The organism is Acidimicrobiia bacterium (assembly GCA_012959995.1).
Lineage (GTDB): Bacteria > Actinomycetota > Acidimicrobiia > Acidimicrobiales > MedAcidi-G1 > MedAcidi-G2B.
The window spans coordinates 94,984-109,866 of record DUCC01000010.1 but is presented as its reverse complement, the minus strand read 5'-3'; the positions used below and the strand labels follow the sequence as shown (position 1 = coordinate 109,866).

At 57.0% G+C, this 14,883-nt stretch carries 17 protein-coding genes; 9 read left to right on the top strand and 8 right to left on the bottom strand.

The features are described from left to right. Window positions 1-612, bottom strand: a complete 612-nt coding sequence (locus EYQ49_02650; protein HIG24780.1) for a DNA-3-methyladenine glycosylase I — start codon at window positions 610-612, stop codon at window positions 1-3. Between EYQ49_02650 and EYQ49_02645 the strand changes: the two genes are divergently transcribed. The 6 genes from EYQ49_02645 to EYQ49_02620 all read left to right on the top strand — a co-directional run bounded on the left by EYQ49_02645 (window position 526) and on the right by EYQ49_02620 (window position 5,468). Further along, complete coding sequence (locus EYQ49_02645; GenBank protein ID HIG24779.1) at window positions 526-966, top strand: antibiotic biosynthesis monooxygenase; 441 nt, start codon at window positions 526-528, stop codon at window positions 964-966. The genes EYQ49_02650 and EYQ49_02645 overlap by 87 nt on opposite strands. Window positions 967-1,042: 76 nt before the next feature. Then, window positions 1,043-1,498, top strand: coding sequence for a DUF3179 domain-containing protein (locus EYQ49_02640; GenBank protein ID HIG24778.1), 456 nt, complete (start codon window positions 1,043-1,045; stop codon window positions 1,496-1,498). A 36-nt stretch (window positions 1,499-1,534) separates the two neighbouring features. Beyond that, entirely contained in the window at window positions 1,535-2,206 is a 672-nt protein-coding gene (locus EYQ49_02635; protein ID HIG24777.1) for a DUF3179 domain-containing protein, read from the top strand. 51 nt (window positions 2,207-2,257) lie between these two features. Beyond that, window positions 2,258-3,814 (top strand): long-chain-fatty-acid--CoA ligase, encoded by a 1,557-nt coding sequence (locus tag EYQ49_02630; protein HIG24776.1) that lies wholly within the window; start codon window positions 2,258-2,260, stop codon window positions 3,812-3,814. Window positions 3,815-3,861: 47 nt separating this feature from the next. Next, on the top strand, window positions 3,862-4,632 hold the full coding sequence (locus EYQ49_02625) for an SDR family oxidoreductase (GenBank protein HIG24775.1): 771 nt from the start codon (window positions 3,862-3,864) through the stop codon (window positions 4,630-4,632). A gap of 5 nt (window positions 4,633-4,637) precedes the next feature. Continuing rightward, entirely contained in the window at window positions 4,638-5,468 is an 831-nt protein-coding gene (locus tag EYQ49_02620) for an MBL fold metallo-hydrolase (protein HIG24774.1), read from the top strand. On the opposite strand, the gene EYQ49_02615 is transcribed toward EYQ49_02620, so the two are convergent. Together EYQ49_02615 and EYQ49_02610 are read right to left on the bottom strand one after the other, a co-directional pair. Next, on the bottom strand, window positions 5,465-6,598 hold the full coding sequence (locus tag EYQ49_02615; protein ID HIG24773.1) for a nitronate monooxygenase: 1,134 nt from the start codon (window positions 6,596-6,598) through the stop codon (window positions 5,465-5,467). The two genes, EYQ49_02620 and EYQ49_02615, sit on opposite strands and share 4 nt — an antisense overlap. 12 nt (window positions 6,599-6,610) lie before the next feature. After that, window positions 6,611-8,086, bottom strand: a complete 1,476-nt coding sequence (locus EYQ49_02610; protein ID HIG24772.1) for a hypothetical protein — start codon at window positions 8,084-8,086, stop codon at window positions 6,611-6,613. A gap of 90 nt (window positions 8,087-8,176) precedes the next feature. Between EYQ49_02610 and EYQ49_02605 the strand changes: the two genes are divergently transcribed. Continuing rightward, complete coding sequence (locus EYQ49_02605; GenBank protein HIG24771.1) at window positions 8,177-8,842, top strand: metal-dependent transcriptional regulator; 666 nt, start codon at window positions 8,177-8,179, stop codon at window positions 8,840-8,842. On the opposite strand, the gene EYQ49_02600 is transcribed toward EYQ49_02605, so the two are convergent. Genes EYQ49_02600 through EYQ49_02590 form a run of 3 tightly spaced genes read right to left on the bottom strand, consistent with a single transcriptional unit; the run spans window position 8,839 to window position 12,681 of the window. After that, window positions 8,839-10,470 carry an iron ABC transporter permease gene (locus tag EYQ49_02600; protein ID HIG24770.1) on the bottom strand — a complete coding sequence of 544 codons (1,632 nt, stop codon included), beginning with the start codon at window positions 10,468-10,470 and terminating at the stop codon, window positions 8,839-8,841. The two genes, EYQ49_02605 and EYQ49_02600, sit on opposite strands and share 4 nt — an antisense overlap. A gap of 22 nt (window positions 10,471-10,492) precedes the next feature. Then, entirely contained in the window at window positions 10,493-11,512 is a 1,020-nt protein-coding gene (locus EYQ49_02595) for an extracellular solute-binding protein (protein ID HIG24769.1), read from the bottom strand. Between the two features lie 50 nt (window positions 11,513-11,562). Then, window positions 11,563-12,681, bottom strand: a complete 1,119-nt coding sequence (locus EYQ49_02590; protein ID HIG24768.1) for an ABC transporter ATP-binding protein — start codon at window positions 12,679-12,681, stop codon at window positions 11,563-11,565. Window positions 12,682-12,798: 117 nt separating this feature from the next. Between EYQ49_02590 and EYQ49_02585 the strand changes: the two genes are divergently transcribed. After that, the gene (locus EYQ49_02585; GenBank protein ID HIG24767.1) at window positions 12,799-13,026 is read left to right on the top strand and encodes a hypothetical protein; all 228 of its coding nucleotides are present in this window, start codon (window positions 12,799-12,801) and stop codon (window positions 13,024-13,026) included. Continuing rightward, a complete protein-coding gene (locus EYQ49_02580) occupies window positions 12,915-13,133 on the top strand; it encodes a hypothetical protein (GenBank protein ID HIG24766.1) in 219 nt (72 codons plus the stop codon). The genes EYQ49_02585 and EYQ49_02580 overlap by 112 nt, the downstream gene beginning before the upstream one ends. Here EYQ49_02580 and maf read toward each other — a convergent pair. After that, window positions 13,097-13,687, bottom strand: a complete 591-nt coding sequence (gene maf, locus EYQ49_02575; protein HIG24765.1) for a septum formation protein Maf — start codon at window positions 13,685-13,687, stop codon at window positions 13,097-13,099. The two genes, EYQ49_02580 and maf, sit on opposite strands and share 37 nt — an antisense overlap. Continuing rightward, window positions 13,680-14,870 carry a tRNA dihydrouridine synthase DusB gene (gene dusB / locus EYQ49_02570; protein ID HIG24764.1) on the bottom strand — a complete coding sequence of 397 codons (1,191 nt, stop codon included), beginning with the start codon at window positions 14,868-14,870 and terminating at the stop codon, window positions 13,680-13,682. Before dusB ends, maf begins: the two co-directional genes overlap by 8 nt. Between the last annotated feature and the right edge of the window lie 13 nt (window positions 14,871-14,883).

Below are 14,883 nucleotides of genomic sequence, written 5' to 3'. Positions count from 1 at the left end.
CTAAGAAGGTCGGGTTAGGGCCGAGCGTTCTGCTTCGACCTCTGCATGGAAGGTACAGCCTGCGAGGTGGTCGTTGACCAAACCCATGGCTTGCATCAAGGCGTACATGGTGGTGGGCCCCACAAAAGACCAACCGCGGCGTTTGAGATCTTTGCTTAAGGCAGTGGATTCTTCGGTGACAGCAGGGATGTCGCCCATTTCTTTTTTAAGATTTGACTCGGGTTCCCATTGCCAAAAATAGGCGGCCAGCGAACCGAACTCCTGTTGCAGATCTAAAGCCCGGGCTGCGTTGTTGATGGTGGAGGTGATTTTGCCGCGGTGGCGCACAATGCCGGCATCGTTGACCAAGCGTTCAACGTCGGCTGGCCCGAAGGCCGTTACTTTTTTAGGATCAAACCCGGCAAACCCAGTCCGAAAAGCAGGGCGCTTCCTCAAAATGGTTAGCCACGACAGGCCGGCTTGGAACCCTTCCAAACAAACTTTTTCAAACAACTGGGTGTCGTCGATGGTGGGTCGACCCCACTCATGGTCGTGGTAAGCGAGATAGTCGGCGTGTTGACCAGGCCACGGGCAGCGAGGGATTTTATCGGCGGGGTCAACTTGGCTGCTCATGGTTGCCTACCGTACGCTCTGGACAGACACTGCTCAACTATTGGAGACCTCATGATTATTTTAGCCGGCACCATTACCTGCGATCCCGAAAAAATGGAAGAAGCCTTGACGGCAATTCGCCCACTTATGGAAGCCACCCAAGCCGAAGAAGGCTGCATCAACTACGCTCTTAGCGCCGATTCGTTGGTTCCAGGGTTGATTCGTATTTACGAAGAGTGGGAAACTGACGAAGCGTTGCAGGCCCACATGAAAGCCCCGCACATGGCTGAGTTTCAAGGCCAAACTTCCAGCTTCGGCGTATCGGGTATGTCGCTCAATCATCTCTCAGGCGCCACCATTACCAAACTGGCCTAACTTGGGCTCTGGTATAAGACACCGGGTCACAAGTGGCCGACCGGCACAACATCCGGTCAAGTGGCAGACTAGACCCATGAAGCACCGAGCAGTCATGGTGTTGGCCTTGTTGGTGGCCTCTTCCTGCGGGTCCTCAACCCCAGAAACTGCGGTCCCTGCCACGGCGGCGCCGGTCTCCACTGAAGCCCCGGATTCATCCGCCGTTGAAACCACCGCGGTGACGCAGTCCGCCACGGTTGCTCCAACCACTACAGCAGCGCCGACCACCACTCAGGAACCCATCATCCCGACCCCGGGGGCTGCCGATACTTTTTCTGCCGACCACCTTTCATTGGGGTCAGGGTCATGGTTTGAATCCGCCGACCAACCCGACTTTGTTGAAGCGGTCGCAGCCACCTGGCTTACCCCCCAAGACGTGGTACTGGGGGTAGTGCAAGGCGGAGAAGCAGTGGCTTTTCCGGTAGACCAAATGTCGTATCACCACATCGCCAACACCAGCATTGGGGGCCTGCCCTACTTGGTGACTTATTGAGGGGTTTGTTCCAGCGGGGTTGGTTTCGACCCCGTCATCAACGGAGAGGCCCTGGAGTTTGATGTGGCCGGCCTCTACGACGGCCTGTTTGTCATGGCCGACCGCAGCACCGGGTCAGTCTGGACCCACTACGACGGCTCAGTACTTACCGGCCCATTGGCCGACACCGGCACCCGGCTCACCACCTTGCCCCTCCACCACAAACGCTGGAGCGATTGGCTTGCTGAGCACCCCGACACCAAAGTCTTGGCTTGGGAAGATAAATATGCCGACCGTTACTGGGACACCGAACCGGGCGCCCCCGGCTTAGGGCGAGAGTTCTTAGACACCATTCGTTCGCTAGATGACCGACTGCCAGAAAACGAACTGGTTTTCGGTTTGGCCTTAGGTGGAGAGTCTCGGGCCTACCGTTTTAACCAAATAGATGAACCCACCTTGATCCAAACCGAAATAAACGGCGAAGCTTTGGTCATGTTGCTAGACCCTGACGGGCCTTTTGGAGTGGCCTACCAAGCGACCGTCAATGGGGCAATCCAAGAGTTCCAGTTAGGGAAAGGAGTGCTGGTGGACGGTCAAGGGAACCAATGGAACCTCGACGGGTTTGGGGAAGAAGGGTCACTGACTTGGGTCACCGGACTCGTCACCGAATGGTACGGCTGGGCTGCTTACCACCCCGAAACTCAGATCGTAGATTTAGCGGAAAGGTAAGCAACACCGCGCTGGCTTTCGTTGAGGGGGCCAAAGGTGTAGGTTGCCGATATGGACATTAAAAATATTCACAGCGTGGCCGACATCATCCTTCTGGGAGCGGCCGAAAAACCCGACGAAGAAATGATCATCTACGGTGATGAACGCATCACCTGGCAACAGATGAAAGACCGATCCTCGCAGGTAGCTAACGCCTTGCGTGCCGACGGAGTTGGCCCCGGTGACCGCGTGGCCTACGTAGACAAAAATGGGCCAGAATATTTCGAACTAGCGTTTGCTTGCGGTTTCATGAATGCGGTAACGGTGGCCGTTAACTGGCGACTCACCCCCATCGAGATGACTTACATCATCAACGATGCCCAAGCCAATGTGCTGGTCATTCACGAAGAACTTGCCGAACACCTCGCGGCTATGGAAGGCGACCTCCCCGATGTTCATCGCGTGGTGGTCATCGGAAGTCACGACACCCATGTCTCTTATGAAGAGTGGCGTGATCAGCAGTCAACAGATAGCGAAGTGGCGCCCACCACCCCCGAAGACGTCTCCATGCAGCTCTACACTTCGGGCACCACCGGTATGCCCAAAGGGGCGCAACTCACCAACGCCAACTTCCATACTGCTTTCAATTGTGTGGATTGGGGGATGGACGGCGGCACCCGCACCATGGTCATCATGCCGCTTTTCCACATCGGCGGAAGTGGCTGGGCCTTCTTCGGTATGGGCAACGGGGCCACCTCAATCCTGTTGCGAGAATTCGACCCAGTGGGCGCTCTCAAAGTCATTGAGCAAGAAAAAGTAAATTACGCCTTCTTTGTGCCCGCCATGTTGCAGTTCTTTTCTATGGTGCCCAGCGACGGCATTGACTTGTCTTCTATGATGACCATCGCTTATGGCGCTTCGCCCATCACTGAAGATGCGCTGGTTAACGCTATGAAACTCTTTAACTGTGATTTCTCGCAGGTATACGGCCTCACCGAAACTACCGGGGTAGTCACTCAACTTCTTCCCGAAGACCATGACCCCGGTGGCCCCCGACAGAATCTTTTGCGCTCGGCGGGTCGACCAGTTACCGGCACAGAGATTCGCATCGTTGATTCTGAAACCGGCGAAACCCTGCCCGACGGTGAGGTGGGAGAAGTTTGGATTCGCTCAGGCCAAATCATGAAGGGCTACTGGCAGATGGACGAAGAAACAGCCAAAGCCCTCCCCGGAGAAGGCTGGTTCCTCTCGGGTGATGCGGCCTACATGGAAGACGGATTTTTGTTTATCCACGACCGGGTCAAAGACATGATCATCTCGGGTGGCGAAAACGTTTACCCGGCAGAAATCGAAAACGCTTTGATGGCCCACCCCGGTATTGCCGACGTAGCGGTGGTTGGGGTGCCCGACGACAAGTGGGGCGAAGTTGGTAAAGCCATGGTGGTGGCAGCGCCCGACACCGAGGTAACCGAAGAAGAAATCATCGCCTTCGCCAAAGAACGCCTCGCAGGGTTCAAATGCCCACAGAGCGTCAACTTCGTAGAGGTCTTGCCCCGTAACCCCGCCGGGAAAATCCTCAAACGAGAGTTACGGGCCCCCTTCTGGGAAGGCCTCGACCGGCAGGTTTAAGCGCCCGCTACCGAGCAAAGCCGGGGCACTGACTAGGGTCGGTGCCTATGGAAACACAACTCAACGGAAAAGTCGCACTGGTAACTGGCGGTTCACGCGGTATCGGTAAATCAATAGCTTTGGCTTTCGCCGAAGCAGGCGCCAAAGTCATGATCACCAGTCGCAAAGCGGAGGCTTGCCAAGCAGCAGCCGAAGAAATAACTGCCGCTACCGGTGCCGATGTGGCTTTTGTGGCTGGCCACGTGGGCAAAGCCGAAGATATTGAACGGGTGGTCGGTGCCACCATGGACGCCTTCGGGTCGGTAGACATTTTGGTCAACAATGCCGCCACCAACCCCTATGCCGGCCCAGTTATTGACGCCGACATCCCTCGTTGGGAAAAAACTTTCGAAGTCAACTTGACCGCCCCGCTGGCTTGGACTCAAGCCTGCTGGCAGGCCTCCATGAAGGAAAACGGCGGCAACGTGGTGAACATTTCATCGGTGGGTGCTTTTGCCACCAGCCCCATTTTGGGCACCTACGACATCACCAAATCTGCGCTCATTCATCTCACCCAGCAATTAGCCGCCGAAGTAAGCCCCGGGGTGCGTGTTAACGCGGTATGCCCTGGTCTTATTAAAACGGACTTCGCTCGAGCCTTGTGGGATGAAGGTCGAGGCGACCAGGTAGCGCAAAGTTACCCGCTTAAACGCCTCGGTGAAGTTGAAGACATCGCCCAAGCAGTTTTGTTTCTCGCTTCCGATGCCTCGAGTTGGATCACCGGTCAAGCCGTAGTGGTAGACGGCGGCGGCTTGGTGGCCTTCGCCCACTTGGGCTGACCCGCATGATGGAGCTGGTAATGACCGGTACGGGAAGCCCCCTTCCCGATGCCCATCGAGCCGGCCCTTCGCAACTTGTGGTGGTTAACGGTCGGGGTTTCCTTATTGACTGTGGGCGGGGTTGCCTTATGCGTTTAGCGGCCGCCGGCATGGCCTCTGGTGGTTTAGACCGACTGCTTATTACTCACATGCATAGCGATCACGTTTGTGACGTCAATGACTTGATTACCACTCGGTGGGTCACTGGTTTTCCTGCTTTGCCGTTGCCCATCGTTGGCCCGTTGGGGACACAACAATTCATTGACGACACTCTCACCATGCTGGGTCCTGATTTTGGGTGGAGAATCGCCCACCACGAAGACATTAGTGATCCGCCAGAAGTGTTAGTAACCGAGGTGGAATCCGGTGTGGTCTTCGACGATGGAGAGGTACGGATTATTGCTGCCCCCACCGAACACAAGCCGGTGCACCCCACGGTGGGTTACCGGATCGAAGCAGAAGGCAAGGCAGTTGTTTTGGCTGGCGACACCCTGCCCTGCCCGGCGCTCGATGACCTTTGCGCTGGCGCAGATGTGTACGTGCAAACGGTGGTTCGAGACGAAGTGATTTCCGCCATCCCGCTGCAAAGACTAAAAGACGTACTGGACTACCACTCCTCGGTGGCTGATGCCGCAAAAACCGCCCAGCGAACAGGAGTCTCTACGTTGGTGCTCAACCACTGTGTGCCGGCCCCGCCTGCGGGGACAGAAAGTGAATGGGTTGATTTAGCAGCAAAGCACTTTGACGGAGAAATTTTGTTGCCCAGTGACTTGGACCGCATACCGGTCGGGGATTAAACGTCGAGTTGGCGAGCCAAACTTTCGGTGGCCTCAATGAACTCTTCAATGATGTCCATCACTACTTGGCCTGCGGGTTTCGCTTTGTTCATTTCGCCTACAATCTGGCCCACAAAATAGGTGGCCAAATCTTCGGCCCCTGAGCCCTCATGGTGAGCAGACCGGTTAATGCGCTGCTGTGCCTGGTTGGTCAAAATAGGTTGAAGCGGCATGCCCAACGGGTCAGGGGTGTCCGGCCGCGCCCATTCTTTGCTCCAGGCCGTACTCAGCATGCGGGCCGGTTTGCCGGTTATTGAACGAGAACGCTCGGTGTCTGCCGAAGTGGCTTGCAACATTTTTTGCTTCACTACGGGGTGGGTTTCGGCTTCGTCGGTAGTTAGCCACACCGACCCGCACCAAATGCCGGCCGCTCCCAATGCCATAGCCGCCGCCATTTGTCGCCCTCGGCCAATGCCCCCAGCTCCTAAAACGGGTATCGGAGCCACCGCATCAACGATCTCAGGTACCAAGACCATGGTGCCGATCTCGCCCGTGTGGCCGCCGGCCTCTGCTCCTTGAGCAACAATGAAATCCACCCCCGCATTGACGTTACGCTCTGCGTGAACTTTGGTGCCGGCTAGGGCCCCGACCTTTACCCCTTCTTGGTGGCAGCGTTCAATCATGCTGGCTGGAGGTGGGCCTAAAGCGTTTACGATGAGGGCCGGTTGATGGGCCAAAGCAATTTCTAACTGCTGATCGGCTCGGCTGGCCGAAAAAGGCGCGGTTTCTGACCGGGTAGCCCACCCTGGCGTGGCCTGGTCGTCTTGGGGTACGTCGTAACGTTCCAGCAGGTCTTGAAGGAAATCTTGGTGCTCGGCGGGGATCATGGCCGCCACATCAGAGAGGGATAACCCCCCGTCTTGGTCACCGGCGTATTTAGCCGGCACGATTAGGTCTACCCCAAAAGGGCGATCACCAAGCTCGTCTTTGATCCACTGTAGGTCCACCTCGAGGCTTTCGTCGGAATGAGCGACTGCTCCGAGTACGCCAAGCCCCCCTGCTTTGCTGACGGCTACCACCACGTCGCGGCAATGGGTGAAAGCAAAAATGGGGAACTCCACCCCAAACATTTCGGTAATCGGTGTTTGCATGGTTTTCTTTCGTTAGATAGTTACTTGGCCGTCAGGGTTGAGTTCTGCGTCAACCCCGATCATCTCACGCGAGGTGATGGCTTGGAGAAACCCGGGGTCATTTGTGGTGCCCCAAACTCTGGCCCCGGCGGGGGAACGCATCGCTAAAACCCCGTGTTCTGCTTGGCCGCTACGGTCAAACATGGCGGTACAGGCCTCAATGGTTGCTGGGCCAGAAAAGTCTGGGTCACCGGTGCAGTTGGGAAGCGCATCCACTGCTGGCTGCTCGTTCGAAAAGCGAAAGCCCTCGGTGGTTGGTGGCTGCGTGCTGTACACCCCAAAAGCGTGTTTGGTAATGTAGCCCCCGTTGGCATGCAAGAAACCATGTCCCGGTTCTTCTCGAAGGGCCGCAACCAAGGCCGCTATGGCTTGCCCGCTGTAGTTACTTAACGGCCCGCCTGCAAAAGTCAACCCCCCGGTAACCGTCAGCGGGCGATCGTGGCTTATCTCGAGTTCGGCCAAAGAAACTTGCACCACCGAGGGGAAACAAGAATACAACTCAAGGTGGGTGAGGTCGGTTGCCCCGAGCCCGGCCAGTTCAAGGGCCTTGCGGCCGGCGAGGCGAATAGCGGGGGAGCGGTGGAGTTCTTTGCGCTCGCTTAGCGATGAACTGTCGTGGGCTTCGGTGCCGGCGTGCAAAAACACCCACTGTTCTTTTGGTACCCCTAAAGACATGGCTCGTTCAGCAGAGGTAACCAAAACCGCTGATGATTGGTCAACAGTGTTGTTGGCGTTCATGGTCAAGGGGTAGGGAAACCCGATGAAACGGTTTTCGGTTGTTGGGGTGGTGATTTCTTCTGCGCTCAACAAAGTTCGGCGAGCCGCATGCGGGTTGCCCACAGCCACTTTGTTGAAACCTGCCCAAAGGTTTCCGAGGCGCTGCCGGTGTTGTTGGAAGGTTTCGCCCCGGTGGGCACGAAGGGCAGATTCGATGAGTGGGTAGACCACGATTGGTGAGCGGAGCCCGCGGGAAATTTCGTGGTCTGAGCCCATAGCGAGTGGTGTTTCGAAAAGCGGGCAGGCATCAAGCGATTGATCAACGTCGGACCTTAAATCTACGCCAAGCTTTTTTGCTTTTCGATAAGTAAGCGCTGCTTCGCCGCCCACTAGCAAGGAAATCTCTGATTTTCCAGATTGGATGCGCTGGCCGAGTTCGTTGAGCAAAGATTGTGGAGAATGGCCGGAATAGCCGCTCAGAAGAGAAGAAGCTCCGGGGGAGCCAATCTTTTGGGCTAGTTGTTTTCCGGGGTTGGGGTAGCGCCACATGCCGTTGACCACGGCAATGGTGTCGAGCGAGGAAAGAGCCTGGGTGGCCTGAGCATCGACGGCCGCCGAGTGGGCTGCATCTTCCATGAGTTCCAGCGGGGTTCGGGCACACGACGGGTCGCTAATTCGGTCGGTGACCTGAGCGGCTCCGATGATCACCGGAGTACGAGGGTTGAGGTTCACCCCACCAGCATGGCTGATCAAAAGCGACGATGACTACACGGAAAAGACGTCTCGCTGTTAGGTAGCCTTCACAACGTCTACAATGCACCTATGGCGTACCAGACTCCAGAATTTCACCCCGCATTTGAAGAATATTGCGAAACAATTTTTGAACTAGCCGAAGACGACCTTGAGGTTATTCAAGCCCGTATCGCCGAACGCATGGAGGTCTCTCGGCCTGCTGTTTCAGAAATGATCAAACGGCTCGAGGCGGAAGGTTTAGTAGATATGAAGGGGTCGGCTATTTCTTTGACTGGGGAGGGGCAACAACTTGCTCAAGCCGTGGTGCGCCGCCACCGGTTGGCCGAACGGTTTTTGACCGATGTTTTGCAACTTTCCTGGGCCGAAGCACACCACGAGGCCGGCAAATGGGAACACGTCATTTCTCCGGTGGTCGAAGAGGCCCTGAACCTGTTCCTTGATACACCCACCACCTGTCCGCATGGCAACCCCATTCCGGGCAGCGACTACCAGCCGCCCAAGTCGCAGGCGCTATCAGAAATTGTTGTTGGGGCGCCATTTACGGTGAGTCGCATTACCGAAGAATTAGAGTTCACCGATGGAATGTTGGAGTTTTTAGAAGAATCAACCCTCATGCCGGGCCACATCGGCGAAGTAACGGCAGTTTCGCCCGACGGAACCATCACCGTGGCGATCGGTGATCAACACGTTGGGGTTGGCTCGTTCGCTGCTGAACGTATTTTAGTTTTGGCTTAAGCCAAGTGGCTGGCTCGACGCACCACCAAGAGCCAAGTCAGTAGGGCACTAATGCCCACCAGTACCAAAGCCAGCAAAGCGGTTTCGGGTAAGTAAAGCGCTTCGTAAGTACTCCAAATTTCAACAGCTAACGTGCGGAACCCGATGGGCGCCACCAGCAAAGTGGCTGGTAACTCTTTCATAGTGGACAACATGACCAACCCGCCACCCGCTGCTAAACCGGGGGCCATGAGCGGCAGATCCACGGTAAAGAAGCGGCGAAATTTTCGGGCCCCTAAGAGGCGAGCGGCATCGTCCATTTGTTTGGGCACGGTGGACACCGCCACTTGAGAGGTGCGTAAGGCTTGAGCCCCGAAGTGCACCACGTAGGCAAAAACCAGCACCGGCAGGCTGCCGATAAGAAACTCAAAGGGCGAAGCGTGGAGGGTCCAAAAAATAAGCGAAAGCGCTACGACAAGGCCGGGAATAGCGAACCCAGCCACCACCACTGTGTTGACCAAGTCGCCGGTGCGAGAGCGGTGGCGGGCCAGCAGATAAGCGATAGGCAACATGGCGGCTATGGCTGCTGCGGCCGCTACGAGGGAGATCCAAATAGTGTTCCAAGTAGGACCAATAACGTCGCTCCAGTCCATACGCAAAGCGGTGGTGCCGTTTTGATCACGCAACCAACCAAATAGTCCCCAATCGGCCAAAGAAATTGCCGGAGCGAAAAGCGCTAAACCCACCACAAAACTGATGATGGCTAAAGCCAGCGGTTTGCTCCGCCTTAAGGGGACCTGCAGAGCCGGTTGGTTGCTGATGGTGGTAGACCGTGCGCCCCGACGAGCCACCGTGCGTTCGGTGGCGATGACCGCCAAAGCAAGGGCGAGCAACAAAAAAGCCAAAGTGAACGACCGGTCCTGATCAAAAAGACGCGTACGAAAAATGGTTTGGGTCAGCGTTTCGAAACGCATGAGGTGCACGGCGCCAAAATCGCTCACCGTGTAGAGAAAAACCAGCAAAGCCCCGGCAGCCACCGAAGAAGTGATTTGGGGAAAAACAATGCGGCGAAAAACAGTGAGCGGGCGGTCGCCGAGAAGGCGAGCGTTTTCTTCTAGGCCGCGGGGTAAGGCCGCTAACCGGGCGGCTACCGGCAGATAAACATACGGATAGGTGAACAGGGTCAGCACCAGCCAGGCGCCAAACAACCCGTGGAGTCGCAGGTTGAGGTCGAAGCCAATGGCGCCGGCCAGGTCGTGCACAATGCCTCCCGGGGTTAAGCCCGAGAGAAAAGCGGCCGCCCCGACAAAACTGGGGTACACCAAAGGCAGGGGCACGACAATGCGCCAAAAACGCTTAAGAGGGAGGTCGGTGCGGGTGGTGAGCCAAGCCAGGCCGGTGCCCAGCAGGGCGGCGGTGGTAGAAACCAGCACGGCCAGTTGCACAGTGCGCCAGAGGGGGTCAAGGGTGGCCGCCGAGGTAAGCAGGTCAAGGTGGTCAACTTGAGCGGTGGCGGTGCGCCATAACACGTAGCCACCGGGTACGGCAAAAAGGGCCGCAATGGCCAGTGCTACAAAGGTGAGGGCGGGTGTGGGGCGGCCAGTCCCTGCCCGGGGTTGGTCGACTGTTTGCTTGATAGGTTCACTCATTTTGTTTACCCATCGGCGTGACTCATTGGTCCAGTATCCCGCTGGCTTCGATGATTTCCATGGTTCGAGTAAAAGCAGAAGACACGTCGTCGATGGGGATGGCCCCTACGGTGTCTGCTGGGGTGTCGGGCAACACGGCGGCCGGGGAAACACCGATGGCTAATGGGTATTCGTAAACCGATTCGGTGAGGTAGGTCTGTTGCTCATCGCTTAGAAGGAACGCAATGAGTTCTTGGGCCAAGTCTTGGTGATCGCTTTGGTTAAGTACCGCGGCGGAGGCAATGATCATGAGGCCGCCGTCGTCACCTTCTGAAAAACCCCAGTTGGCGCTGCGTTGAGCGTCACCGTTGGCGGCTACTTTTTGGAAGTTGTAGTAGTGGTTAACCAGACCAAATTGAATTTCGTTGCGGCCTACTGCTTCAACAATGGCTCCATTTTTGGGGTAAAAGAGGGCGCCGTTGGCCACCATGTCGTCCAGCCAGTTAATGGCTGCGTCGTCGCCATTGCGAAGGCGGAAAATGGTGAACCAGTCTTGGAACGAAGAGTTGGAGCCGGGAATGGCCACCTGGTCACGAAAGCGTTCGTCGGTGAGATCAAAAACAGATGCAGGAAGTTCGGCTTCGGTTGTTTCGTCAATGTTGTAGACCAGCACCCGGCCTCGGCCGGCAAAACCTACCCAGTTGCCGTCGGGGGAGCGGTGATCGGCGCTGACTCGGTTGAGAATGTCTTCGCTGAGGGGGGCCAGAGCATTTTGGTCTTCGAGGTAACCCACCGGGCCGGGGCTACGAGACAAGAAAACATCGGCGGGCGTTTTGTCGCCTTCGGTTTCGAGCACGAGGGCCAAGTCGTTGGAGGAGCCGTAGCGAACCTCAAGGGCTATGCCGGTGCTGGCTTCGAAGGCCTCAAAGATGGGGCCAATCAGTTTTTCACTTCGTCCGGAGTAGACGGTAAGCGTTTGGATGTCATCGCCGCCACAAGCGGTTAGGCCAAAAAGCAGGCTAAAGGCCAGCAACGGGGTGAAGAAGTACTTGGGTTTGAACATGGGGGAGTTCTTTCGGGAGGAACTTGTCAAGGTGATGGTGTTAAGTAACCTTAACAATCGTTATTTGGTAAACCAACCGGAAAAGCAGTTGCTCCTGGGCCGCAATAAGAAACAGCCACTTCGTCGCCACGAGTGAATGATTCTTCGGCGTGGGTGCGCACCCGTACCGAAGTGCCTGAAGCCAGCAAAATCTGAACCATGGCGTCATGACCGTAGTACTCCACGAACTCCACCGTGGCGCCGGTGCCCGAGGCAACCTTGAGGTCCTCCGGGCGCAACATCAATTCGGCCGGTCCGGCGATGGGGGTGGTGACGGGTATCGGGCCGATCTCGGTGACACAGTCGGCCGGCGCTTCGTCGACGCTCAGCAGGTTGGCTTCGCCGACAAAGGTGGCCAGCCAACGATTTACTGGCTGACGGTAAAGCTCCGCCGGGGTGCCCACTTGAGCGATCTTGCCCTCATGTAATACGGCCACCCGGTCACCGAGAATAAATGCTTCTTCTTGGTCGTGGGTAACAAACACCGTGGTGATGCCCAGAGACACCAAGAGGCGGTGGATTTCGTTACGGACGCTATGGCGCAGTGTGGTGTCGAGGCTAGAAAATGGTTCGTCGAGTAAAAGTACTCGAGGCTCCGGGGCTAAAGCACGAGCTACCGCTACCCGCTGTTGCTGGCCGCCAGACAGGGTGCCCGGCAAACGGTCGGCTAAATCACTGAGCCCTACCAAAGCCAATGCTTCTCGGGTTCGAGACTCTTTTTTGTCTTTGTGGTGCAGACCGTAAGCCACATTTTGACTCACCGTGAGGTGTGGGAACAACGAACTGTCTTGAAAAACCATGCCGATGCGTCGCCGCTCTGGAGCTACGAAAGTTTTTGGCCCATGGAGCATGCGGTCCCCGAGGGTGATGGCTCCGTGGAAGGGGCGCTCTAAGCCGGCCATGCTACGCAACAGAGTGGTTTTACCGCACCCACTGGGCCCTAACAAGGCCACGATCTCTCCGGGGGCGACCTCTAACGAAACGTTTTGCAGCACCGAGCGCCCATCAAAATCTACCGAAAGGTCGTCCACGCGAAGCCCAGCGGGCGCCAAGTCTTGTGGCATAGAAGAGCGAATGTTCACCATGCCTAACAGGATAGGGGTGGCAGCCTTGTCCTGCAATCCCGTCATGGTGACTCTGAGACGACATGACGGGGTTTAGGCTTGGAGCATGGAAGAAGTAGCGATTGGCTGGTGGGGAACTCTTTGCGGGTGGTCGTAGTGGCCGCCACCTGACTCGTCGACAGCATCAACGAACGCTCCGGAGAAATTGAAGCTCTGCTGGCCTTGGGTTTTGACCGTCGCCGGGCAGTCCGCAATATTTCCGCACAAGCACTCCGCCTGGCCCTCCTGCCGCAAATTGAATCCACCCGTTCAGTGGGCATGGTATTTTTGCCCGGGCACTCACCGGCCTCATCTTGGCCGGGGTGGACCCCCTCGACGACGCCCTTGTCCAAGTGGCCATCTTGTTTCTAATACTGGGCTCAGCCGCCATCACCGGCACCGTGGTGGTCCTGGCCGGTGCAGCCAGGTTTATGACCGCAGATCACCGACTGGTGCCCCCCGGCTCAACGGGGAGTTGACCGCCAAGAGCCTGGTACAACCCGCCAAAAGCCCCCAAGGACAAACCAACAACGTTGTCTCGGCAACCCGTTAATTCCGCCACGAAGGCACCTCCCAAGCCTTGAATAGCGTAAGCCCCCGCTTTATCCATGGGTTCGCCGGTAGCGATGTAGTCGGCAATCTCTTGTTCAGAAAGCGAACGAAAGGTCACTTGAGTGCGCACCACCCCAGAAACATCGTGGTCGCCTCGGCGTACCGCCAAACCCCCCACCACTTCGTGAGTGCGACCCGAAAGATTGGTCAACATGACCATGGCCTCATCAGTTGAATCGGGTTTACCTAAAATCTCATCATCGATCACCACCACGGTGTCAGCAGCCACCCCCACCTCACCATGAATTACCACCGAACGTAGCTTGGCCAACGCTAAACGCTCCACCAAAGCAGCGGGGGTCTCCCCAGGTAAGGGTGTTTCATCCACCGGCGGCACCCGCACCTCTGGGTCAAAACCCAAAGAACGTAACAAGGCCAACCGGCGGGGCGAACCCGAAGCCAACACCAAATGCTCAACCACCAGAGACCAAAATTTCTGCCTCCGCCGGGGGAGGGGTGGGGTCATCAGGGTTATCTAGCCAACCCTCGGGCAAAACCACCCGACGGGGCCCGCCCCGGTGGCTGCGAGGAATACGCAACGATTCGGGGTCCAAGGTCAGCGAAGCATCCAAACCGGCCAGCACCTGCGAGAGGTCATCAACCGAGGTGATCAACTGCAGGTCTCGGCGAGCCGCCGGCCCCGTGGCGTAACCCTTCAAATACCAAGCAGTGTGTTTGCGAAAATCTTTAATGCCATGTGGCCCAGCCCAGGCCACCAAAAGTTTTGCGTGACGCACCATGGCGTCCGACACCTCACCCAAAGTAGGCGGCAAGCCCGGTTCGGCACCGCCATCTTCTGGGCGGCCCCCAAAAACCGTGGCCAAGTCACCAAACAACCAAGGTCGACCCAAACAACCTCGCCCCACCACCACGCCATCGCAACCGGTAGAACGCATCATGCGCAAGGCATCCCACGGCTCCCAAATATCTCCGTTTCCTAGTACCGGGATCTCTGTTACTGCTTCTTTCAACGCAGCAATATGGCGCCAATCGGCTTGTCCGGAATACAACTGATGCACCGTCCGGCCATGCAGAGCCACCGCTGCGGCCCCCAAGTCTTGGGCAATACGGCCGGTTTCCAAAAACGTGTGATGTGCATCGTCGGTGCCCACGCGAAACTTTAGGGTCACCGGCACCGAACCAGCGGCCCCCACCGCAGCAGCCACAATGTCGGCCAGCAAACGAGGCTTCAATGGGATAGCCGCCCCGCCACCCTTGCGGGTCACCTTAGGCATCGGGCACCCAAAGTTGAGATCAATGTGGTCCACCCGGTCTTCGCTCACCAGCATCTCAACCGCTCGGTGCACGCTGGTTGACTCGGTGCCATAAAGCTGGATGCTGCGTGGTGACTCATCGGGCCCAAAATGACTCAAGTGGCTGGTTTTTAAATGGCCATCCACCAAGCCGCGAGCGGTAATCATTTCGCTGACGTAAAGACCAGCCCCAAAATTGCGGCACAGACTCCGAAACGGAGCATTAGTAACCCCGGCCATGGGAGCCAGCACCACCGGTGGCCACACCGACAACGGGCCGACCTCTACCGGAGCAAACTCTCCGGCGGCCGCCACGGCCACGGTTTCATTGATTGGTGAACGTAAACCCATACCGACAGGATAC